This is a genomic window from Pseudomonas sp. P7759 (assembly GCF_013386445.1).
Classification (GTDB): domain Bacteria; phylum Pseudomonadota; class Gammaproteobacteria; order Pseudomonadales; family Pseudomonadaceae; genus Aquipseudomonas; species Aquipseudomonas azotoformans_A.
This window is the reverse complement of sequence record NZ_JACART010000003.1, coordinates 579116-601640: the sequence shown is the minus strand read 5'-3', so window position 1 is coordinate 601640 and position 22525 is coordinate 579116. Positions and strand designations below refer to the sequence as shown.

The following is a 22525-nucleotide window of genomic DNA, read 5'->3' as shown; positions in this document are numbered from 1 at the left end:
CAACGGTGCACAAAAATCCTGTACACAATCAGCGCTGCACTCGATGTGCACACAGATAACCTGCCGTGCAGCAGGCTGCAGTCAAGAAGGTGCCCCACGCCATGTCCATGACCGCCAACTGCGTAGACCAACCTTGCAGCGTGGCCCAGTTGCTCAAGTCATAGGTGCCATAGGCGACCAGGCCCAGCAAGGCACCCAGGCGTGCAGCGCGTTGCCAGCTTGCGCTGGGCAAGACCACGAACACCACGCAACCGAGCACGTACAGGAGATAGAAGAGTGTGGCGGGCAACAGGCGGGGTTGGTCCAGCATCAGTGGACCCAGCAGGGATTTATAGGTGGGTCCCATGAGGACACCGAGCCAGAGACCATCCAGCACCAGGAAGGCAAGCAACGTGCCGAGGTAGGCGAACAGCGATTTCTTGCTCATTGATGCAACCTCTGTAGACGCTGACGGGCGTCTACAGAAGAGCAAAGCGGGGTCAGCTTAGTTCAATGCGATCCGCGTGGATCACGATCTGGCCCTGCTTGTACAACGCACCAATGGCCTTCTTGAAGTTGCCCTTGCTCACACCGAACAAGTTGCTGATCACGGCCGGATCGCTCTTGTCGCTGACCGGCAAGCTGCCGTTGTTTTCACGCAACTTGGCGAGGATCTTCGAGTTGAGGCTGGAGGCCGCTTCCTGGCCAACCGGCTGCAAGCTCAGGCTGATGTTGCCATCGGCGCGGATCTCTTTGATAAAGCCTTTTTCTTCTTTACCTGGGCGCAGGAACTTGAACACTTCGTTCTTGTGGATCAGGCCCCAATGCTCGTTGTTGATGATCGCCTTGAAGCCCATGTCAGTGGCTTCGGCCACCAGCAGGTCGACTTCCTGGCCCACCTGGTAGTTGGCCGGCGTCTTGTCCAGGTAGCGATCCAGGCGCGCAGTGGCGGTGATGCGCTTGGTGTGCTTGTCGAGGTAGACGTGCACCACGCAATATTCGCCTGCGGTCATCTGGCGTTTTTCTTCCGAATACGGCAGCAACAGGTCCTTGGGCAGGCCCCAATCGAGGAACACGCCAATGCTGTTGACTTCTACCACTTTCAAACTGGCGAACTCACCCACTTGAACTTTGGGCTTTTCAGTGGTGGCGATAAGTTTGTCATCGCTGTCCAGGTAAATGAAAACGTTAAGCCAGTCTTCATCTTCACTGGGAATATCTTTGGGGATATACCGATTAGGCAAGAGGATTTCGCCATCTTGCGCACCGTCCAGGTACAAACCAAAGTTAGTGTGTTTAACCACTTGCAAGCTGTTGTAGCGCCCGACCAAAGCCATTTTCAATACCCTCATTACGTGGGCGGCATTCTACCCGAGTTGCGCTCGCCACGCGCGCGTGCCTGAAAAATCGCGGGTTGCCATGGCGCTGCCCCGCTCGTCTGATCAATCGGCCCAAATTTTCCACGCAGTCGGTCGCGGACAGCTGCATGGTTTCGAGTTAAAACAGTAAGTTAGGGGATTATTTCAGCGATCAACTTCGGCTATTTCCCACCGTCCCACTTATTCCCGGGGGATATTTGCCAAGCAATTGTCAAGTATTTCCTGTACGATGTCTGGCCAAGTTAATTTTCTACAGGTTAGTGGCCGCCATGCGCGTAAAAGCATCCAACAGCAAAGCAAAGCCAGCTCCCGCCGTTGAAACCAGCGAATCGATCAACAGCCAGATTGCTGCCTTCCTCAAGTCCGGCGGCGAAATCCAGCAGATTGCCAAGGGCGTGAGCGGCCAGACTTTCGGCCCATCCAAGCAGATCAGCCTGGGTAAGAAGTAATACCGCGCAACACACCTGGTCCCTAAGCGTCTTGCCTTCAAGGCGCTAGGACTAGAGCCCGAAAGACCCTCTGCAATACCTTCAATCACGCGCTAATCGACGAACGGGCCTCACCGCCTGGCATTCGCCGGTATGCTTGCACACGTCTAGCACGGGCATCTGCCCGATTTTCTCCGTCACTGCTCCTCGCTTTTCATGGAGTGAAGCATGTTCAAACCCTGCATGTTCCTGGTCGGTGCCCTGATTGCCAGCCCTCTCGCCGAAGCGCAGATCTTCCAGCGTGAATTGGGTGACTTCGACTTGAAATTGGGCACGACGCCCAGCCGCAGCATGGCCCAGGGCCTGGTCAAGCCAACGTCTCCCGGCAGCGATTCGTTCCATGGCGGGCTGGACCTGAGCCACGACAGCGGCCTGTACTTCGGCCAGTTTTCCCCGAACATGGGCCTGTCCTCGTCCAGCAACCTCGAAGTCGATTCCTACATGGGCTTCAAGCACCCCTTCGACCAGACCCTGGGCTACGAAGTGGGCCTGATCCACTACAGCTACCCCAAGCTCAGCCCCCTCGACAGCCAGGAGTTCTACGGTGGCCTGAACCTATTGGGCAATCGCTTCGGCGCCTCTTTCAGCAACGACCCGGATCGCCAGGACAGCACCCTGTTTGCCGACCTCGGCGGCACCCAGCCGTTCGGCATTGGCGTCAGTATGAAGTACACCACTCATCAGTTGGGCACGCCGGTTTCAGTGGAGGGCGGCTCCATCCGCACCTTCAGCGACTGGTCGGTGCAATTCTCCCGGCAGTGGATGGGCGTGGACTTGAACCTGATCTACAGCGACTCCAGCCTTAGCGGCGGGGATTGCTCGGCCTATTCCGGACACAACTCGCAATGCGATGGCCTGTTGACGCTGAAGGCCGCACGGCCGTTTTATTGAGGGGCTGAACTGTCGCACCCGGCGCGGGTTCACATGTGATAACCCACTCTGCGAAGGACCCGCCCATGCTGCGTCGGCTCAAACTACTGGTGGTACTGCTGACCCTGAGCCTGGTGCTCACCGGTTGCAATCGCGTGGGCCTGGCCTATCGCAACCTCGACGTGATCATCCCCTGGACCCTCAACGACTACCTGGACATGAATGCCGGGCAGAAGAGTTGGTTCAACGACACGCTCAAGGAACACCTGGCCTGGCACTGCACCACGCAATTGCCAGGTTACCTGGATTGGCTGGACCGCCTGCAACGGATGGCCGACAACAACCAGGTCACCGACGCCGCGCTCCAGGCCCGGACCACCGAGGCCAAACAAGCCATCGACGACGTCGCCCGTGAGATCACGCCCTCCGCCATCGAACTGCTCCAAGGCCTGGACGATCAGCAGGTCAAGGAAATGAGCGATGCCCTGGCCAAGGACCTGCGCAAACGCCAGGACGAATACCTCAAGCCGCCCCTGGCCCAGCAGATCAAGGAACGCGCCGAGCGCATGAACAAGCGACTGGACGCCTGGATCGGCCCGCTCAGCGCCAGCCAGCAGAACCGCGTGACCGCCTGGTCCATTGCACTGGGCGAGCAGAACGAGGAATGGATCGGCAACCGCGCCCGCTGGCAGGCGCAGTTTATCGACGCCGTGCAACAGCGCAAAAACGCCGACTTCCCACAGAAAATGCAGCAGTTGCTGGTAGACCGCGAAAGCCTGTGGACCCCGCAATACCGCAGCGCCTACGCACAGACGGAAGCCGCGGCCCGCAGCCTGATTGTCGACGTGATGGCCGAAAGCACCGTGCAACAACGGCAGAAACTCACCCAGAAAATCGACAAGGTGCGTAGCGACTTCCAGGCGCTCAAATGCCTGAAAAGTGCGCAGTCCTAGCGGGGGGCCAAGGTTCCCAACCAGGCCACCAGCGCCAGGATCAGCACCACCGCCGCAAACTCCAGGGTGATGCTGCGACGCAAGGCTTCACGCGCTGCTCGGTGGTCACCCGCCGCCAGGGAGCGCTGCAACAACGGCGTCAGGTGTGAGCGATTAAGCGCCGCCAGCCCCAACATCAATCCAAACAAGCCCAACTTCAAGCACAACAGGATCGCGTAGACGCCGCCCGTAATGCCATCCAGGTTCGGCCCAATCACAAACAGATAATTCGCCACGCCCGTGCCAATCAGCACCGCGACGAAGACTGCGCCGACACGCTCGAAGCCTGCCAAGGCATGTGCCAGCACTGGCACCGCCTGCTCAGATGTACGCCTCAACATCAGCCCGAACGCCGCCAATGCCCCGACCCAGCCCGCCGCTGCCAGCAGATGCGCACTGTCGCTGAGAAGATGCCACAGCCCCAACGAGCCTTCATGCATCACCCCATGCCCGGTCCAGGCCAGCGTCACCAACGCGATACCGCCGAACCCGGTGGCCAACCGGGTATTGAGTGCAACCAGAACCAGCGCTGCAATGCGTAGCCACCACATCCAGCCTAATTCGGTGTGCCAGAGCATCATCTGCAGGTGCGTCCACAGTGTTGGCCAATCCTCGGCGCCGCTCATGGCCTGGGTCATGGACAGCAACGACGCCACCGACAGCAGCAAACCCAGCCCCGCCAATGTCCGTAGCCGCGGCCTCAGACTCAGCAACCGGCTGTCTGCATACAGGCCGAACAGCCCCAGTCCAAACAGCAGCATCAAGTCCAGATACAGGGCAAAGCGCAGTAATACCGGAACCAGTTCACTCATGGCTGGACGCTGAACACCACATTGCCAAGGATCGGGTGGGTATCGGACGACACCGCGCGCCAGTCCACCCGATAGGTGCCCGCCGTCAGCGTGGAGGCCGGCTTGATCAGCATCACTTTGGGATCAGCACTGGCGGCGACACTGGCCTTTACCGGCATTGGCGAATTGGGCATGCCCGGCATATCGGTCATAGTCAGCTTGGCGCCGGAAAACTGCGTCAGCAGGTTTTCCGAGAAGCGCAGTTCAATCACTGCGGGTGCAGCACCCTGGGCACCGGATGCCGGGCTGGAAGACAGCAGCGTGGGATGGGCTGAAGCCGCCACGCTGGTGCACAACACAAGGCCCGCCAGGGCGGTTTTCAACATCGACATGCAAGGCTCCAGGCCGCTCATGGCGGCGAGTTATAGGAAGAGTAAAAACGTCAGAACCACAAGCGCACACCCACGACCCAGCGCAGTTGCCGCGTGTCTTCGCCTTCATCCCTGGCGTATTGCGCGGTCTGGCCGTAGCTGCGATTCCAGGTCACGCCCACATAGGGCGCAAATTCGCGGCGCACTTCGTAACGCAGCCTCAGGCCCAACTCACTGTCCGACAGGCCCGAACCGACGCCGCGCTGCGGATCGTTGCGCCCATAAAAGTTGAGTTCGGCGGTGGGCTGCAGGATCAGCCGGTTGGTCAGCAGGATGTCGTAGTCGCCCTCCAGCCGCGCAGCAGTGCGCCCGGCTTCACCGACAAACACCGTGGCTTCGGCTTCAAAGTTGTACAGCGCCATGCCCTGCGCGCCGAAGGCCGCCCAGGTCTGGCCGTCACCGGGTTTGAAGTCCTGGCGCACACCGCCGACCAGGTCCCACCAAGGACTGATGGCATGCCCCCACAACGCCTGGACTTCAGCGCTTTCGGTGCGACCGGCGCTGCGCTCGCCTTCGCTGCGCAGCCACAGGCGATCGATATCGCCACCGACCCAGCCCTTGATATCCCAGTTCAGCGCGCCATCACCCTCGCCGCCTTGCCATTCCAACTGGTTGATCAGCAGCAGGGAATTGATGCCACTGTCGTGAACCACGTGCCCACCAGGCGCGTTATAGACCGCAGCGCGATCGGCGTCCGTCAATACGGGGATCGGTGTGCGGCTCTCAGTGAGCGCCGGTGTCGCCGGGCTCATGCCCTGGAATTCGTCGGCCTGCGCCGCCATTGGAGCAAACGCCAGTGCGATCAAGACGGATAAGACACGACGGCTCATGCTCGTTTCCTTATTCATGCACGCGCACCTCGCGAAACATGCCCATTTCCATGTGGTACAGCAGGTGGCAGTGGTAGGCCCAGCGCCCCAGGGCGTCGGCGGTCACCCGGTAGCTGCGCCGTGAGCCCGGCGGCATGTCGATGGTGTGCTTGCGCACCTGGAACTGGCCGTTTTCGTCCTCCAGGTCACTCCACAGGCCGTGCAGGTGAATGGGGTGACTCATCATGGTGTCGTTGACCAGCACCAGTCGGACGCGCTCGCCGTAGGTCAGTTGCAAGGGTTCGGCATCGGAGAACTTCACGCCATTGAATGACCAGGCGAATTTCTCCATATGCCCAGTGAGGTGCAGTTCGATGGTGCGACCGGGATCTCGTCCGTCAGGGTCTTCGAAGGCGCTGCGCAGGTCGGCGTAAGTCAGGACACGCCTGTCGTTGTTGCGCAGGCCGATGCCGGGATCGTCTAGCTTGGGCACCGGGCTCATGGCTTGCATATCCACCAGCGGGTTGTCTTGCTCGCTGGCCGGATGGGCCTGCATCGACATGGCACTGTGATCCATGCCCGCCATATCCGGCATGTCCGCCATGGCGCCGTGGTCCATCCCACCCATGCCCATATCCTCCATGGTGATCCAGGGGCGCGGGTCCAGTGCCGGTACGGTGGCCATCGCCCCGGTTTGTCGGGCAAGCGTGCCGCGGGCATAACCACTGCGGTCCATTGACTGGGCGAACAGCGTGTAAGCCTCGGCCGTCGGCTCGACCAGTACATCGAAGGTCTCCGCCACGGCGATACGGAACTCGTCGACGCTCACCGGCTGCACTGGCTGGCCATCGGCGGCAATCACGGTCATCTTCAGCCCCGGAATGCGCACATCGAAATAGCTCATTGCCGAGCCGTTGATAAAGCGCAACCGGATCGTCTCGCCCGCCTTGAATACGCCGGTCCAGTTGCGCTCCGGCGGTTGGCCGTTGAGCAGGTAGGTGTAGGTTTCGCCGCTGACGTCGGCCAAGTCCGTGGGGTTCATCTTCATTTGCGCCCACATCAGGCGGTCAGCCACCGTGGCCGACCAGCCTTGCTTGCCCACATCCCGCACGAAGTCGCCCACGGTCGGCTTGTGCAGGTTGTAGTGGTCGGACTGTTTCTTGAGGGTTTTCATCAAGGCGACAGGGTCTTCGTCGGTCCAGTCCGACAGCATCACCACGTAGTCGCGCTGATAGGTATACGGCTCGGGCTCCCTCGGGTCGATCACCAGCGGGCCATACACGCCCTGCTGTTCCTGGAACCCGGAATGGCTGTGGTACCAGTAAGTGCCGTGCTGCTTGACCGTGAATTGGTAGACAAACACGCCACCCGGCTCGATGCCCTTGAAGCTCAATCCCGGTACGCCGTCCATGTTCGACGGCAGGAGAATGCCGTGCCAATGGATCGACGTCGGTTCGGCCAGGCGGTTGTTCACGCGCAAGGTCACGGTGTCGCCTTCACGCCAGCGCAGCAGCGGGCCGGGCAGGCTGCCATTGATGGTCAGTGCTGTGCGTTTACGGCCGGTAAGGTTGACCGGGCTCTGGTCGATGAACAGATCAAATTCGATGCCGGCCAGCACCGTGGGCTGGCCGGGACTGGTCAAGGCCCACACCGGACTGCGCCAGAGGCCGAGCCCGCCCAGCAAGCCGCCGGCAGCCAGGCCTTTGACGAAGGTACGTCGGGTAGTGTTGGAGTGCATGCCGATTCAAATCCATGAGTTGAATGGCAGCAGAGTAGGCAGGGCCGGCTGTCAGCCAGCTTAGCGGCAGATTACCGATCTGACAGTTTCGCCCCGGCATTGCGGCAGCGCCGGGGCGTGAGGGGGTCAGGCGATCTGGGCCTTGGAGGCCACCTCGGCGAAGGTCGCCGGGTCCAGCGCGTCAGGCTGTTCATCCAGCACCTGACGCGGGTGATCATTGCCAGGGATCGAGCTGTCGATCAACGCCAATAACTGTGCTCCCAACGGGGTCAGGATGAAATTCTCGCCATTGCCGCCCTCATCTTCGGGGCGCGACTCGATAAAACCGCGCTTGAACAGCAGCGCTTCGTAGTCCGCAGCGGTCTTCTTTAGCGCGTCCAGGTTGCCGGTGGACTCGCCCGCCGTGGCCTTCTCGGCCGCTTCCTGCTCGGCGTATTTGCGCGGGGCGAAGCTGCCCTCGCCGTTCTGCACTTCATGCAGCAGACGTTCGATCAGATCCCAGTTGTAAGTCGTCATCCTGATTCCTCCTGCGGGCGGGTGGAAAGTAGCCCGTTAAAGGTGTGACCGGCCACGTCACTGGCCGTTCAGCTCAGCAGACGAGCGTCATTAGTGTGAACTTTCCCAATGCCCGCGACCTCCACTGAGTATCCCTGCCAAGGAGGTCCACCCATGAAAACCCTGATGAACCTGGCCATCGCCGCCGCATTGTTGACCGCCCTGCCCGCCTGGGCCTGTACCCCCGACGAGGCCACGGCCAAGCGCGAGCAACTGGCCCAGGAAGTGGCCAAGCTGACCGAACAGAACCCGACCAAGGCCAAGGAGATGAACGACGAGCTGCAGAAGATGGACCTGGACACCGAAAGCGCGGAGTTCCCTGACAAGTGCCAGCTGATCGACGCCCGGCTTAAGGAACTCAAGGAAGCTTCCGCCAAGGCCAAGAACTGACGGCATAAAAAAACCGGACAATCGTCCGGTTTTTTCACATCACCTGCGCCTTATTCGGCAGCCGGGGCTTCAGGCTTGCGGCGCTTGAGCGGCGCCATGCCGTCCTTGCTGACGAGCGACAGGTTGTCGGTCTTCGGCCGGTTGGCGATCTTGCGCTTGGTCGGCGACTTGGCACCGGTTTTCTTCTTGTCGCCCTTGGCGTCGGTCTTTTTCTTCTTCACGCCAACGGCCTTGCCCGACGCCTTGACCTTCTTCGGCCCGGTGTAGGTGCCTTTGACTTCCTTGATGGTGCGGCGCTCGAACGACTGCTTGAGGTAGCGCTCGATGCTCGACATCAGGTTCCAGTCGCCGTGGCAGATCAGCGAGATGGCCAGGCCATCATTGCCAGCACGCCCGGTACGGCCGATACGGTGCACGTATTCGTCGCCGCTGCGCGGCATGTCGAAGTTGATCACCAGGTCCAGGCCGTCCACGTCCAGGCCACGGGCGGCGACGTCGGTGGCGACCAGGATCTTCACGCCGCCGGCCTTGAGGCGGTCGATCGCCAGCTTGCGGTCCTTCTGGTCTTTCTCGCCGTGCAGCACGAACGCCTTGTATTCCTGGGCTACCAGGCGGCCGTAGATGCGGTCAGCGGCAGCACGGGTGTTGGTGAACACGATGGCTTTCTGATAGGTCTCGTTGGCCAACAGCCAGTTGAGGATCTGCTCTTTATGCACGTTGTGGTCGGCGGTGACGATCTGCTGGCGCGTGGTCGCGTTCAGGTCGCTGACGTTGTTGACCTGCAGATGCTCAGGGTTGTTCAGCACCTTGGCGACCATGTCGCGCAGGGTCGAGCCGCCAGTGGTGGCGGAGAACAGCATGGTCTGCTGGCGGTTGACGCATTCGCCCACCAGGCGCTGCACGTCGTCGGCAAAGCCCATGTCGAGCATGCGGTCGGCTTCGTCCAGCACCAGCACTTCGACTTCCTTGAGGTCGAGGTTGCCGGCGTTGAGCTGCTCGATCATGCGGCCTGGGGTGCCGATCAGGATGTCAGGCACCTTGCGGAGCATGGCGGCCTGGACCTTGAAATCTTCACCGCCGGTGATGATGCCGGACTTGATGAAGGTGAACTGCGAGAAGCGTTCGACTTCTTTCAAGGTCTGCTGGGCCAGCTCGCGGGTCGGCAGCAGGATCAGGGTCTTGATGCTGACGCGAACCTTGGCCGGGCCGATCAGGCGGTTCAGCACAGGCAGGACGAAAGCGGCGGTCTTGCCGCTACCGGTTTGAGCTGTCACCCGCAGGTCACGCCCTTCGAGCGCGAGCGGGATGGCCGCTGCTTGCACAGGCGTAGGCTCGACAAATTTAAGCTCGGCCACGGCTTTGAGCAGGCGTTCGTGCAGGGCGAATTGGGAAAACACGGGTGCTACCTCGAAGAAATACAAAAAATCAGCTGCATAGGTTACCGGTTTCGCGCGTCCAAACCGAGTTTCTTTACGCGAACGGTGCTAATCGGCTGCTTTTTTGTCAGTGCATTTGTCCATGACATCAACTTTGTTGCACTTAAATGCTCTAATCGCCCCGTGTTGTCTTATAGAAGAATCGGTTTCACCCATGGATATCAAACAGCTCTGGCTCAACGTCCAAGACCTCTGGGGCGCCCTCGACGAACACCCGCTGCTGCATGCCAGCCTCGGCTTGCTGGTGTTGCTGGTGGTGGCGCTGTTGCTCGGACGAGTGGCACGTTACCTCATCCTCCACGCCGTCAAGCTGCTCGGCCGGCAACCGGCCCTGCACTGGCTCAACGACCTGCGGCACAACAAGGTCTTCCATCGCCTGGCACAGATGACGCCGTCCTTGGTGATCCAGTTCGGCCTGTACCTGGTGCCGGACCTGAGCAAGACCGCCATCCTGTTCATCGGCAACGTGGCCCTGGCACTGACCATTCTGTTCCTGGTGCTGGCCATGAGCGCCCTGCTCAGCGCCCTGCTGGACATCTACGCCCGCACCGAACACGCGCGCACCCGCTCGATCAAGGGCTACGTGCAGTTGGCGAAGATGGTGCTGTTCGTGTTTGGCGCAATCATCATTGTCGCCACCCTGATCGACCGTTCGCCGCTGTTGCTGCTGTCAGGGCTTGGCGCCATGTCGGCAGTGATCCTGTTGGTGTACAAGGACACGCTGCTGTCGTTCGTCGCCAGCGTGCAGTTGACCAGCAACGACATGCTGCGGGTCGGTGACTGGATCGAAATGCCCCAGGTCGGCGCCGATGGCGACGTGGTGGACATCACCTTGCACACGGTCAAGGTGCAGAACTTCGACAAGACCATCGTCTCCATCCCCACTTGGCGCCTGATGTCCGAATCGTTCAAGAACTGGCGTGGCATGCAGGCCTCCGGCGGGCGCCGTATCAAGCGCAGTCTGTTCATCGACGCCAGCGGCGTGCGCTTCCTGCGTGACGATGAGGAAGTACGCATGACCCAGGTGCACCTGCTCACCGATTACATCGGGCGCAAGCAAGCCGAACTCAAGGCCTGGAACGAAGCCCAGGGCCATAGTGCGCAACTCTCGGCCAACCGCCGCCGCATGACCAACCTCGGCACCTTCCGCGCTTATGCCCTGGCCTACCTGAAAAGTCACCCGGACATCCAGCCGAACATGACCTGCATGGTGCGCCAGATGCAAACCACCGCCCAGGGCGTGCCGCTGGAGATCTACTGCTTTACCCGCACCACGGCGTGGGCAGATTACGAGCGGATCCAGGGGGATATTTTTGATTACCTGCTGGCGGTGCTGCCGGAGTTTGGCTTGAGCCTGTATCAGCAGCCGAGTGGGAATGACTTGCGTGCGGGGGTGTTGCCAGCTGTGTTGGGTGCCAGTCACGTGGCTGCACCGGAAAAAGCCTTGGGCTAGAGCGATTGAGCACAGCCGTTCAATCGCCGCGCTGAACATTCGGCGACCCTCGGCCTCATTGGAAATCCTTTGAGGCAACGCCGATGCGCGCTCCAACCCTGCTTTCATTGCTGCTGGCCGGCACCTGTAACAGCGTGCTGGCTGCCGGCTTGATAGACGATTCAACCCTCGACTTACTCAGCCGCAATTTCTACCTCGACAACAAAGAGCGCTCCCCCTCAAGCAAGCCGCACAAGGAGGAGTGGGCACAAGGTTTTATCGCTAACTTCGCCTCCGGTTTTACCCCTGGCAAGATTGGGTTCGGTGTCGACGCCCATGCCTTCGCCAGCCTGAAACTCGACGGTGGCAAAGGCCATTCCGGCACCGGCCTGTTGCCCGTGGACAGCGGCGGGCGCAGCGAGCGCGACTATGCCAGCGCCGGTGGCGCGCTCAAGGTGCGTGCCTCCAACACCACCCTGTCGATGGGTGAAATGACCGTCGAAACCCCGGTGTTCGACACCTCCGACAAACGCCTGCAACCGGAATACGCCACCGGTTTGTTGCTGGACAGTCGCGAGATCGACGCCCTGCACTGGCAGGCCGGGCACTTCACCGCCTTCAAAAATCAGGACGCATCTACCGGGCATGGTGATTTCAGCGGCTACGGCGCCAGCACCCGTAGCGGTGCCATCGACTTCCTCGGCGGGCAATTCTTCGAAGGCCGGCCGGTGGGCGGCGCGCTGTACGCTTCGCAGTTGAACGACACCTGGCGCCAGTTCTATGCCAACCTGCATGGGTCATCGACCGACTGGATGCTGGACGGCAATATCTACCGCACCGAAGATCAAGGCCGCGCCGAGGCCGGTGCCATCGCCAACACCGCCTACAGCCTGTCGAGCAAATACAGCTTTGCCGCGCAGTCAGTGACCCTGGCCTACCAGGAGATCAACGGCAATACGCCGTTCGACTTTGTCGGCGGCGACTCCATCTACCTGGCCAACTCCATCAAATACGCCGACTTCAATGGCCCAGGTGAACGCTCGTGGCAGGTTCGCTATGACCTCAACCTCGCCACGTTCGGTATTCCCGGCTTGAAGTTCATGACCCGCTACGTCACCGGTCGAGGTATCGACGGCACCCACGCGCCGCAGGGCGGTGCCTACAACCCGTTTGATGCCGACAGCGGTCAATACCAACCCCAACAAGGTCGCGGCGGCCGCCACTGGGAACGCGATATCGACCTGCATTACGTGGTGCAATCCGGCCCGGCCAAAGACCTGTCGGTGCAGGTTTCCCACGTCAGCCACCGCGCCAACAATGCCCAGGCCGGGGATGATATCGACCGGGTGTATGTGGTGGTCGAATATCCGTTGAAATTGCGTTAAGGCTGAAGAACTGGATGCTCAGCGACGGGCTGCGTGACCTCGCGCCTTACAGCCTCTTTCCATCGACGCCAATCAACCAATACCGTGGGCAGCCGATCATGGCTCTTGATCCAGACACACAAGCTAGGGTCAATCCCGCGCTGGATCGCGTTGCGCAACCCTACTTCAAGCACATGGAAAATCGAGCCCAGAGACTCTGCGATCCGCATGTTGTGCACGTAGGCCGTAGCCGCTTGATCTCGATTATCCTGATGCCCCTTGAGATAGCGGCTCATTCTTGGAGTGGAGAGCTTGCCTCCAGCGTTCGCCAGACCATCTATACGTGAGCTCCTTTCAACGCTAAGAAATGTCACAAGCGCGAGCGATGGTACAGGCCGGATTTATTACCTCAAAACAACAGAGTGTTGCCAAATCATTAAGCGACAGGCCGGGGGCTTGACGTGCAAATCGACGGTGGCAACCTGCTCCGGCAGCCCTAGGAACCTCCACTCCCGTGCGACACGAAACGGTGACGAGACTAGGTTATGTGACGGCCCCGCTTTGCGGGGCCTCCTCATTTCTGGCGATTCAACTTTTCGCTGTACTACTGCCCGGTTGATTGCCCAACCGACTGATCCACACCGCCCCCAGAATCACCAACCCACCCAAGGCCAGTCGCCCTAACGGTTCATGCTGGTTCCAGATCAGCAGGTTCAGCAGCAACCCCACCGGCACATGCAGGTTGTTCATCACCGCCAGGGTGCCGCCCTGCACCAGGCAAGCGCCCTTGTTCCACCAGTACATGCCCAGCGCCGTGCTGACCAACCCGAGGAACACCAGCACGCCCCATTGCAACGGTGCATCGGGCAGGTAGTGGGCCTTGCCAAACATCAGGAACGCCGGCAGCACCACCAGCAATGCGCCCACGTAGAAGAAACCAAAGCGGCGGTAATGCGGCTGGTCGCTTGGGTAGCGTTTGACCAGGTGCTTGTACATCACCTGCCCGGCGGCGTAGGTGAAGTTGGCCAGTTGCAGTAGCAGGAAGCCTCCCAGGAAGTGCGCAGTGATCTGGTCGAAACGGATCACCGCCGCGCCCGCCACCGCCACCAGCGCGGCAATCAGCGCCCAGGGGTTGAAGCGCCGGTTGAGCGCATCCTCGATGAGCGTCACGTGCAACGGCGTGAGGATGGTGAACAACAGCACTTCCGGCACCGTGAGCACGCGAAAGCTCAGGTACAGGCACACGTAGGTCACGCCAAACTGCAACGCGCCGATCACCAGCAGACCGCGCATGAAGCCCGGTTCCACCGAGCGCCAGCGCGTCAACGGGATGAATACCAAGCCGGCCAGCAGCACGCGCACCAGCACGGCGAAGTAGCTGTCGACGTGGCCGGCGAGGTATTCGCCGATCAAGCTGAAGGAAAATGCCTGAATCAGGGTGACAACCAGTAAGTAGCCCATGCGCGCCTCGTTTCGAATGGGCGGGACATTAAAGGTTTTCGACGGTTGAAGAAACTCGGGGCAAAAAAAACCCGACCTCGCTAAAGCGGCAGTCGGGCAGGAGCACTCAGGAGCAAAAGTGCAAAGGGAGGTCTGTTACGCGTACTTGAAGGGCTTGCGTGGAGCTAGATAACCATCGCGGGATTATCTGGCGATTAACGGATCAGGCGACCTGAGCCAACAGCGCCTTGGCGTGGTTGATGCCCTTCTCTTGGAAGTCACCGCTCAAGTTCACTCCTTCGGCGTGAATGAAGGTGACGTCATGAATCCCGATAAAGGCCATGACCTGGCGCAGGTAAGGTTCCTGGTGATCGGAGCTGGCGCCAGTATGGATACCGCCGCGCGCAGTGAGCACGATGGCGCGCTTGCCGGTCAGCAGACCCTGTGGTCCGGTGGCGGTGTACTTGAAGGTCACACCAGCCCGCAGCACGTGGTCCAGCCAGGCTTTGAGGGTGCTGGGGATAGCGAAGTTGTACATCGGCGCAGCCATCACCAGCACGTCAGCGGCCAGCAGTTCGTTGGTCAATGCATCGGAGCGATCCAGGGACGCCTGCTCGCTGTCGTTGCGCTGATCCGCTGGCTTCATCCAGCCGCCGAGCAGGTTGGCGTCCAGGTGTGGAACCGGGTTGAGGGCCACGTCACGTACGGTGATCTGGTCCGCCGGGTGGGCGGCCTGCCATTGGCTGATGAATTGCTGGGTCAGTTGGCGGGAAATCGAATCCTGCTGGCGAGCACTGCTTTCGATGATCAGAACATTGGACATGGCTTTGTAGGCTCCATCGGAAATTGCTGTAAGGCGATGGAGTGGAGATTAAACAGAGCCAATTCGATAAAAAAGCGCAAAAAACTGCTATAACCCATCTATAAATTTGTTTATAAGCGGAGCATGCTCCGCTGCTGGGCTACTTTGGCGCGCAAGCCAGGGCAATACGCATCTTGATAATGGCGCGGTTGAACTTGACCGTGGTGTTGGTGCTTTTGCCCGCTGGCACCGTGACCGTTCTGCGGCGCGGCGCTTCCGGGCCGTTGGTGAAGGTTACCGAGCAGACCGCGTCTTGAGTGCCGTAGTTATTGAGTTGAATCGAGCTGATATCGCCGTCCACGTCGGAGGCGGTGTAGTCGATGCTGACGCCGTCGATCTTTTTCGTCACGTCGATAGGGTAGGCAAATGCACTCAACGGCAGCAGCGCCAGCAACACACAACAGAATTTTCTCATTCGGCAGTCTCCAATAAGGACTGTCAGCTTAGGACAAGAGGAACCCATCTTGAAAGCGCCCCGCGTTACCCTCGATCAATGGCGCACACTGCAAGCCGTGGTCGACCATGGCGGCTTCGCCCAGGCGGCCGAAGCGCTGCACCGTTCGCAGTCCTCGGTGAGCTACACCGTGGCCCGCATGCAAGACCAGCTTGGCGTGCCGCTGCTGCGCATCGACGGGCGCAAGGCGGTGCTCACCGACGCGGGTGAAGTGCTGTTGCGCCGCTCCCGACAGTTGGTGAAAAACGCCAGCCAGTTGGAAGACCTCGCCCACCATATGGAACAAGGCTGGGAAGCCGAGGTACGGCTGGTGGTGGATGCGGCCTATCCAAACGCACGCCTGGTGCGCGCGCTGACCGCATTCATGCCGCAGAGTCGGGGTTGTCGCGTGCGCCTGCGTGAAGAAGTGCTGTCGGGTGTTGAAGAGTTGTTGATGGAAGGCGTGGCCGATCTGGCGATTTGCGGCTTCAGCATCCCGGGCTACCTGGGCACGGAAATGAGCGATGTGGAATTTGTCGCCGTGGCGCATCCCGAGCACTCCTTGCACCGCATGAATCGCGAGCTGAGCTTTCAGGACCTGGAGAGCCAGATGCAAGTGGTGATCCGCGACTCCGGCCGCCAGCAACCGCGCGATGTGGGCTGGCTCGGCGCTGAACAGCGTTGGACCGTCGGCAGCCTGGCGACCGCCGCCGCCTTTGTGGGCAGTGGCCTGGGCTTCGCGTGGTTGCCCCGACACATGATCGAACGCGAACTCGCCGAGGGCGTGCTCAAGCAACTACCCTTGGAACAGGGCGGCAGCCGTCACCCCACGTTCTTCCTGTATTCCAACAAAGACAAACCCTTGGGGCCGGCGACGCAGATCCTCGTGGAACTGCTGCGCACCTTTGACACCGCCCCCTTGGACGCGCCTTTCGCCGCCCCGCAGCAAGCCTGAAACGGAGTTCATGCATGGCCTGGTTCGACCACGAAGGATGCAGCCTGCACTACGAAGAATACGGCCACGGCACGCCGTTGATCCTGATCCACGGCCTGGGCTCCAGCAGCCAGGATTGGGAACTGCAGATTCCGGTGCTGGCCAGGCATTACCGCCTGATCGTGGTCGATGTGCGCGGCCACGGCCGCTCGGACAAACCGCGCGAGCGCTACAGCATCCAGGGCTTCACCTTTGATTTGCTGGCATTGATCGAACACTTGGATTTGCCACCCGCCCATGTGGTGGGCTTGTCCATGGGCGGCATGATTGCCTTCCAGTTGGCGGTGGACGAACCCGCGCAGGTCAAGAGCCTGTGCATCGTCAACAGCGCACCGCAGGTGAAGGTGCGCAGTGCCGATGATTACTGGCAATGGGCCAAACGCTGGAGCCTGGCGCGTGTGCTCAGCCTGGCCACCATCGGCAAGGCATTGGGCGACCGTCTGTTCCCAAAACCGCATCAGGCCGACCTGCGCCGCAAGATGGCCGAACGCTGGGCAAAAAACGACAAACGTGCTTATCTCGCCAGCTTCGATGCCATTGTGGGCTGGGGCGTGCAGGAACGACTTTCCAGAATCACCTGTCCAACCCTGGTCATCAGCGCCGACCACGATTACACCCCCGTGGCGCAAAAAGAAAACTATGTAAAACTGCTGCCCGATGCGCGACTGGTGGTGATCGAGGATTCCCGCCATGCCACGCCCTTGGACCAACCCGAAGTCTTTAACGCAACCCTGCTCGATTTTCTAAAGACAGTCGAAACCACTACCCAGGATCACTGACCCATGTTGAAAAAAATCGCCTTCTTTGCCGGTTCCGTTCTGTTCGCCGCCAACCTGATGGCCGCCGAGCCCGTCAAGGCGCCCCACGTATTGATCACCACCACCAATGGCGACATCGAGATCGAACTGGACCCGGTCAAGGCGCCAATCAGCACCAAAAACTTCCTGGCCTATGTCGACAAGGGCTTCTACACCAACACGATTTTCCACCGCGTGATCCCAGGCTTCATGGTGCAGGGCGGCGGGTTTACTCAGTCGATGTCGCAAAAGCCAACCGAAGCGCCGATCAAGAACGAAGCCAGCAATGGCCTGCATAACGTACGTGGCACTCTGTCCATGGCGCGCACCAGTGACCCGGATTCGGCCACCAGCCAGTTCTTCATCAACGTGGCCGACAATGCCTTCCTCGACCCAGGCCGTGATCGCGGTTATGCCGTATTCGCCAAAGTGGTCAAGGGCATGGACGTGGTTGATGTGATCGTCAACTCGCAGACCACCACCAAGCAGGGCATGCAGAACGTGCCAATCGATCCTGTGTACATCAAGTCGGCCAAGCGCATCGACTGAGGTAACAGGTAGCTCCGCGCGCCGCTCACAGGGCCGCGCGCGCATTTGAAAGGAGAGCCCGCCCTGCGGGCGTCAACCCTAATGCTCTATCGTCGTTTTGAACAACTGATCGATATTTTCCGCGACGCCCCCAGCGAAGCCCCGCCCGACAAAGTCCTGCCTTTCTACCTCTACTACCTGCGCCAGGTGTGGCCGCATTTCGCCGCCTTGCTGGTGGTGGGCCTGATCGGTGCGTTGATCGAGGTGGCGCTGTTCAGCTATCTGAGCCGCATCATCGACCTGGCCCAGGGCACGCCGCCGGCCAACTTCTTCCAGGTGCACAGCACTGAGCTGATCTGGATGGCCGTGGTCGCCCTGCTGTTGCGCCCGATCTTCGGCGCCCTGCATGACCTGCTGGTGCACCAGACCATCAGCCCCGGCATGACCAGCCTGATCCGCTGGCAGAACCACAGTTATGTGCTCAAGCAGAGCCTGAATTTCTTCCAGAACGACTTCGCCGGGCGTATTGCCCAGCGCATCATGCAAACCGGCAACTCCCTGCGCGACTCTGCGGTGGCGGCAGTGGATGCAATCTGGCACGTGGCGATCTACGCCATCAGTTCCCTGGTGCTGTTTGCCGAAGCCGACTGGCGCCTGATGATCCCGCTGGTGAGCTGGATCCTTTGCTACAGCCTGGCGCTGCGCTACTTCGTGCCACGGGTGAAGGAGCGCTCGGTGATTTCCTCCGAAGCGCGCTCCAAGTTGATGGGCCGCATCGTCGACGGCTACACCAACATCACCACCTTGAAGCTGTTCGCCCATACCCGCTATGAGCAGGAATACGCCAAGGAAGCGATCATCGAGCAAACCGAAAAGACCCAGCTGGCCAGCCGCGTGGTGACCAGCATGGACATCGTGATCACCACCATGAACGGCCTGCTGATCGTCACCACCACCGGCCTGGCCCTGTGGCTGTGGACGCAGTCGCTGATCTCGGTAGGCGCGATTGCCCTGGCCACCGGTTTGGTGATCCGTATCGTCAACATGTCCGGCTGGATCATGTGGGTGGTCAACGGCATTTTCGAGAACATCGGCCAAGTACAGGACGGCCTGAAAACCATCGCCCAGCCACTTGCCGTGATCGACCGCGAAAATGCCCCGCGCCTCAGCGTGCCACGGGGCGAAGTGCGCTTCGAACAGGTGGATTTCCACTACGGCAAGAAGAGCGGAATCATTGGCGGCCTGAACCTTGAGATCAAGGCCGGTGAAAAGATCGGCCTGATCGGCCCGTCCGGTGCTGGCAAGTCAACGTTGGTCAATCTGCTGTTGCGCCTGTACGACCTGCAAGGCGGACGCATCCTGATCGATGGCCAGAACATTGCCGAGGTCGCCCAGGAATCCCTGCGCGAACAGATCGGCATGATCACCCAGGACACGTCGCTGCTGCATCGTTCGATCCGCGACAACCTGCTGTACGGCAAGCCCGACGCCACCGACGAAGAACTCTGGGCCGCCGTACACAAGGCGCGCGCCGATGAGTTCATCCCATTGCTGTCGGACTCCGAAGGCCGCACCGGGCTGGATGCGCATGTCGGTGAGCGCGGAGTGAAGCTTTCCGGCGGGCAGCGCCAGCGTATCGCCATTGCCCGCGTGCTGCTCAAGGACGCGCCGATCCTGATCATGGACGAAGCCACTTCCGCGTTGGATTCGGAAGTGGAAGCGGCGATCCAGGAGAGCCTGGAAACCCTGATGCAGGGCAAGACGGTGATTGCAATCGCGCACCGGTTGTCGACTATTGCACGGATGGACCGCCTGGTGGTGCTGGAGAAAGGCCAGATCGCCGAAAGTGGCAGTCACGCCGAGCTGCTGGCCCATGGCGGGCTGTATGCGCGGTTGTGGCAGCACCAGACGGGTGGGTTCGTCGGTATCGACTGATACTGCAGTGCCGAAACAGCCCCAGCCCCTGAAACACAAGGGCCTGGGGCTTTTTCATGCCCTGGATTTGTGTCGCAATCCTGCTGTAATCAGTGCAGTGCCCAGAAGGGCGCTGAAGTAAATCTGCAGGGAGCATCACTGATTTACGGATCCGGTAGAGCGATCTATCAAGGACGGGCTGCATGTCTTTGTTCAAGCGTTCAATCACAGAGGGGCTAGGTACGTTTTGGTTGGTGTTGGGCGGTTGCGGGAGTGCGGTGTTGGCCGCAGCGTTCCCCGCAGTCGGGATCGGATTGTTGGGCGTGTCCCTGGCATTCGGGCTCACGGTGCTGACCATGGCGTTCGCCATCGGGCATATCAGCGGTTGTCACCTCAACCCGGCAGTGTCGGTGGGGCTGGTGGTAGGCGGACGGTTCCCGGCCAGGGAACTGCCGGCGTACATCGTGGCGCAGGTGGTCGGCGGTACGATCGCCGCTGCGCTGCTGTATTTCATTGCCAGCGGCAAACCGGGGTTCGAACTGGCGTCGGGCCTGGCGTCCAACGGCTATGGCGAGCATTCGCCCGGCGGGTATTCGATGGCGGCGGGGTTTGTCTGTGAACTGGTGATGACCGCCATGTTCGTGGTGATCATCCTCGGCGCCACCGACCGCCGTGCCCCGCCGGGCCTTGCGCCCATCGCCATCGGCCTGGCACTGACGCTCATCCACCTGATCTCCATTCCCGTGACTAACACCTCGGTCAACCCGGCCCGCAGTACCGGCCCGGCCTTGATCGTCGGCGGGTGGGCGATCCAGCAGTTGTGGTTGTTCTGGCTCGCGCCGATCCTTGGCGCGGTGATGGGTGGGGTTACCTATCGATGGCTTGGCAAGGAGGCGCCGGGCTGAGGCAAGATGGGTTCAGCCCTGCCGATAAGGCAGGGCTGAACCTTTCTAAATGCCAATCACCCTTGATGGGCCTGCATGTACTGGCGCAATAGCTGATTAATGCGCGTCTGGTAACCAGATCCTTGACCTTTGAACCACTCCAGTACGTCAGCGTCTAGCCTGATAGTGACCGCCTGCTTCACGGGGACACGTAACTCAGCACGCCGGAAAAAATCGGCATCCAGCTCAGGGATATCGCTGGTATCGATCTCTTTATCATTCATTTTGGCCAAGCGCTCCCAATCAGTTTTCGATGTTTGCGTCATAATATTTGGCCTCCTTCTTGGTTGCTTTTCGGGCGGAGATGATACGGATCACATCACCACGTCGTTCGGTGTATACGACCACACCTATTAACAATTTGATCCAGCCAATACTAATCCAACGCTCCTCGCCATAATCCGCTCGATCATCGCGTAAGGCCAGCATTGGGGTGCCTAAAGATATCCGGGACGTCATTGAAATCGATGCCGTGCTTAACAATATTGGCGTTATTTTTGGATTCATCCCACTCAAATAACATGGCACATCCTGTATGTACTTTTGTACATACAGGATAACGATTTCAGTCTGGGTTTGAAGCGCCGCCAGACCAATGGTTCAGCCCTGCCGATAAGGCAGGGCTGCCCTCGCCTCCTGCGCATACGCCGCAATCCCCACGCGCTCGCGCTCCAGAAAATCCTCAACCGCACTCTTCAGGCCCGGATGGCGCAAGTAGTGCCATGACCGTGTAATCACCGGCTCAAACCCACGGATCAACTTGTGCTCGCCCTGTGCCCCCGCATCGAAACGTTGCAGGCCGTGGGCGATGGCGTAGTCCATGCCCTGGTAGAAACAGGTCTCGAAATGCAGGCGGTCGAACTCTGCCAGGCAACCCCAGTAGCGGCCGTAGAAGCTATCGCCGCCGATCAGGCTGAAGGCCATTGCCACCGGGCGTGTGCCTTGTTTGGCCAGGACCACGCGGATCGCTTCGGGCATGCGCTCGGCCAGCAGGCTGAAGAACGCGCGGGTCAGGTAAGGTGATTGGCGGCGGATCGCGTAGGTGTTGGCATAGCAGGCGTAGACGAAATCCCACTGGGCTTCGCTCAGTTCATGGCCTTGCAGCCACTCGAAGTCGATGCCCTGCCCTGCCACTTGTTCGCGTTCTTTGCGCATCTGTTTGCGCTTGCGTGAACTCAGCGCATCGAGAAAATCCTGGAAGTCGCGGTAACCCCGATTCTGCCAGTGAAACTGACAGCCCAGGCGCTGCAGCCAGCCCGGTTGCTCGGCCAGTGCCGCATCGGCCAGTTCGTCGGTGAAGTTTATGTGGGCACTCGAGAGCCCTTCAATTTCCAGGTAACCCGGCAGGCTTTTCAGCAGTTCGAAACCCTCCTCTGCACTCGCCGCCAACAGGCGTGGCCCGCTGACCGGACTGAACGGCACGGCGGTCAGCAACTTAGGGTAATACTCAATGCCCGCCCGCTCGCAGGCATCCGCCCAACCGTGATCAAACACGTACTCGCCGTAGGAATGCCACTTGCGGTAACTGGGCAGTGCCGCCACCAGCCGATCACCTTCCCAATGCAGCAAATGCTCCGGTTGCCAGCCCGATTGCGGGCCCAGGCTGGCGCTGTCTTCCAATGCGCTCAGGAAGGCGTGCCGTACGAACGGCTGGGCCTGTGGCACCAGCGCATCCCAGGCTTGCGGGGCGATTTCGGACAGGCTGTCCAGGCGTTGCAACGGCATCGGAATCCTCACTACTTCAGGGCGTGAAAGCCTGGCGAGTATCGCTGATTGCCGGCCTCGGCACACCCCCGCTTCGCGCGACAAGGCTCTAAACCAATAGTTCCGAACATGAAAAATTTGTCATCTAGATGACATCACTTCGCCACCGCTCCGTCATAAACGATCGTGATACTGACGCCTGTTTTTAGAGCGCCTGGTTCTAGCAGGTGGTTATTTTTCCGTCCGTCATCGGTC

24 protein-coding genes and 1 pseudogene are annotated in these 22525 nt (G+C 60.3%); 11 read left to right on the top strand and 14 right to left on the bottom strand.

The genetic code is table 11. The features are described from left to right. Positions 1–28: 28 nt before the first annotated feature. Both HX823_RS03570 and HX823_RS03565 read right to left on the bottom strand, forming a co-directional pair. Positions 29–427 carry a DUF2177 family protein gene (locus HX823_RS03570; protein WP_177074135.1) on the bottom strand — a complete coding sequence of 133 codons (399 nt, stop codon included), beginning with the start codon at positions 425–427 and terminating at the stop codon, positions 29–31. A gap of 52 nt (positions 428–479) precedes the next feature. Then, the gene (locus HX823_RS03565; RefSeq protein WP_177074134.1) at positions 480–1316 is read right to left on the bottom strand and encodes a S1 RNA-binding domain-containing protein; all 837 of its coding nucleotides are present in this window, start codon (positions 1314–1316) and stop codon (positions 480–482) included. A 311-nt stretch (positions 1317–1627) separates the two neighbouring features. Between HX823_RS03565 and HX823_RS03560 the strand changes: the two genes are divergently transcribed. The 3 genes from HX823_RS03560 (at position 1628) to HX823_RS03550 (ending at position 3669) form a co-directional block, all read left to right on the top strand. Then, positions 1628–1807, top strand: a complete 180-nt coding sequence (locus HX823_RS03560; RefSeq protein ID WP_003193095.1) for a hypothetical protein — start codon at positions 1628–1630, stop codon at positions 1805–1807. Between the two features lie 207 nt (positions 1808–2014). Continuing rightward, complete coding sequence (locus HX823_RS03555) at positions 2015–2737, top strand: TorF family putative porin (protein WP_038847287.1); 723 nt, start codon at positions 2015–2017, stop codon at positions 2735–2737. A 65-nt stretch (positions 2738–2802) separates the two neighbouring features. Next, positions 2803–3669 (top strand): DUF6279 family lipoprotein, encoded by an 867-nt coding sequence (locus tag HX823_RS03550; RefSeq protein WP_177074133.1) that lies wholly within the window; start codon positions 2803–2805, stop codon positions 3667–3669. On the opposite strand, the gene copD is transcribed toward HX823_RS03550, so the two are convergent. From copD to HX823_RS03525, 5 genes are all read right to left on the bottom strand, one after another. Continuing rightward, positions 3666–4520: a copper homeostasis membrane protein CopD gene (copD, locus tag HX823_RS03545; RefSeq protein WP_177074132.1), complete on the bottom strand. Its 855-nt coding sequence runs from the start codon at positions 4518–4520 to the stop codon at positions 3666–3668. The two genes, HX823_RS03550 and copD, sit on opposite strands and share 4 nt — an antisense overlap. After that, positions 4517–4891, bottom strand: a complete 375-nt coding sequence (gene copC, locus HX823_RS03540) for a copper homeostasis periplasmic binding protein CopC (protein ID WP_038847282.1) — start codon at positions 4889–4891, stop codon at positions 4517–4519. The genes copD and copC overlap by 4 nt, the downstream gene beginning before the upstream one ends. A 50-nt stretch (positions 4892–4941) precedes the next feature. Continuing rightward, a complete protein-coding gene (locus tag HX823_RS03535; RefSeq protein WP_177074131.1) occupies positions 4942–5760 on the bottom strand; it encodes a copper resistance protein B in 819 nt (272 codons plus the stop codon). Positions 5761–5770: 10 nt separating this feature from the next. Continuing rightward, positions 5771–7477: a copper resistance system multicopper oxidase gene (locus HX823_RS03530; protein WP_177074130.1), complete on the bottom strand. Its 1707-nt coding sequence runs from the start codon at positions 7475–7477 to the stop codon at positions 5771–5773. A gap of 126 nt (positions 7478–7603) precedes the next feature. Next, positions 7604–7993 carry a hypothetical protein gene (locus HX823_RS03525; RefSeq protein ID WP_010208626.1) on the bottom strand — a complete coding sequence of 130 codons (390 nt, stop codon included), beginning with the start codon at positions 7991–7993 and terminating at the stop codon, positions 7604–7606. 153 nt (positions 7994–8146) lie between these two features. Here HX823_RS03525 and HX823_RS03520 point away from each other — a divergent pair, with 153 nt between their 5' ends. Continuing rightward, positions 8147–8422: a hypothetical protein gene (locus HX823_RS03520; protein WP_177074129.1), complete on the top strand. Its 276-nt coding sequence runs from the start codon at positions 8147–8149 to the stop codon at positions 8420–8422. A gap of 50 nt (positions 8423–8472) precedes the next feature. Here the strand turns inward: HX823_RS03520 and HX823_RS03515 are convergent, their stop codons facing one another. Further along, a complete protein-coding gene (locus tag HX823_RS03515) occupies positions 8473–9819 on the bottom strand; it encodes a DEAD/DEAH box helicase (protein WP_016979359.1) in 1347 nt (448 codons plus the stop codon). Positions 9820–10012: 193 nt separating this feature from the next. On the opposite strand from HX823_RS03515, the gene HX823_RS03510 reads away from it, so the two are divergent. Then, entirely contained in the window at positions 10013–11311 is a 1299-nt protein-coding gene (locus HX823_RS03510) for a mechanosensitive ion channel family protein (protein WP_177074128.1), read from the top strand. Positions 11312–11394: 83 nt separating this feature from the next. After that, a complete protein-coding gene (locus HX823_RS03505; RefSeq protein WP_177074127.1) occupies positions 11395–12675 on the top strand; it encodes an OprD family porin in 1281 nt (426 codons plus the stop codon). A 567-nt stretch (positions 12676–13242) separates the two neighbouring features. Here the strand turns inward: HX823_RS03505 and HX823_RS03500 are convergent. From HX823_RS03500 to HX823_RS03490, 3 genes are all read right to left on the bottom strand, one after another. Further along, on the bottom strand, positions 13243–14115 hold the full coding sequence (locus HX823_RS03500) for a carboxylate/amino acid/amine transporter (RefSeq protein ID WP_177074126.1): 873 nt from the start codon (positions 14113–14115) through the stop codon (positions 13243–13245). 202 nt (positions 14116–14317) lie between these two features. Continuing rightward, positions 14318–14917 carry an FMN-dependent NADH-azoreductase gene (locus HX823_RS03495; RefSeq protein WP_177074125.1) on the bottom strand — a complete coding sequence of 200 codons (600 nt, stop codon included), beginning with the start codon at positions 14915–14917 and terminating at the stop codon, positions 14318–14320. Between the two features lie 139 nt (positions 14918–15056). Beyond that, complete coding sequence (locus tag HX823_RS03490) at positions 15057–15371, bottom strand: 3-phosphoglycerate kinase (protein WP_177074124.1); 315 nt, start codon at positions 15369–15371, stop codon at positions 15057–15059. A 49-nt stretch (positions 15372–15420) separates the two neighbouring features. Here HX823_RS03490 and HX823_RS03485 point away from each other — a divergent pair, with 49 nt between their 5' ends. From HX823_RS03485 to aqpZ, 5 genes are all read left to right on the top strand, one after another. Next, the gene (locus HX823_RS03485) at positions 15421–16344 is read left to right on the top strand and encodes a LysR family transcriptional regulator (RefSeq protein WP_038848033.1); all 924 of its coding nucleotides are present in this window, start codon (positions 15421–15423) and stop codon (positions 16342–16344) included. A 14-nt stretch (positions 16345–16358) separates the two neighbouring features. Beyond that, positions 16359–17162 carry an alpha/beta fold hydrolase gene (locus HX823_RS03480; RefSeq protein ID WP_177074123.1) on the top strand — a complete coding sequence of 268 codons (804 nt, stop codon included), beginning with the start codon at positions 16359–16361 and terminating at the stop codon, positions 17160–17162. 3 nt (positions 17163–17165) lie between these two features. Beyond that, entirely contained in the window at positions 17166–17729 is a 564-nt protein-coding gene (locus HX823_RS03475) for a peptidylprolyl isomerase (RefSeq protein ID WP_033900612.1), read from the top strand. 81 nt (positions 17730–17810) lie between these two features. Further along, complete coding sequence (locus HX823_RS03470; protein WP_038848030.1) at positions 17811–19643, top strand: ABC transporter ATP-binding protein; 1833 nt, start codon at positions 17811–17813, stop codon at positions 19641–19643. 182 nt (positions 19644–19825) lie between these two features. Beyond that, on the top strand, positions 19826–20527 hold the full coding sequence (aqpZ, locus tag HX823_RS03465; RefSeq protein ID WP_177074122.1) for an aquaporin Z: 702 nt from the start codon (positions 19826–19828) through the stop codon (positions 20525–20527). Between the two features lie 56 nt (positions 20528–20583). On the opposite strand, the gene HX823_RS03460 is transcribed toward aqpZ, so the two are convergent. The 3 genes and pseudogenes from HX823_RS03460 to HX823_RS03450 form a co-directional block, all read right to left on the bottom strand. Continuing rightward, positions 20584–20832, bottom strand: coding sequence for a BrnA antitoxin family protein (locus HX823_RS03460; RefSeq protein WP_016979349.1), 249 nt, complete (start codon positions 20830–20832; stop codon positions 20584–20586). Next, positions 20810–21089: pseudogene (locus tag HX823_RS03455) on the bottom strand (BrnT family toxin). Before HX823_RS03455 ends, HX823_RS03460 begins: the two are co-directional and overlap by 23 nt. A gap of 77 nt (positions 21090–21166) precedes the next feature. Next, entirely contained in the window at positions 21167–22291 is a 1125-nt protein-coding gene (locus HX823_RS03450) for a GNAT family N-acetyltransferase (RefSeq protein ID WP_177074121.1), read from the bottom strand. Positions 22292–22525: the final 234 nt, after the last annotated feature.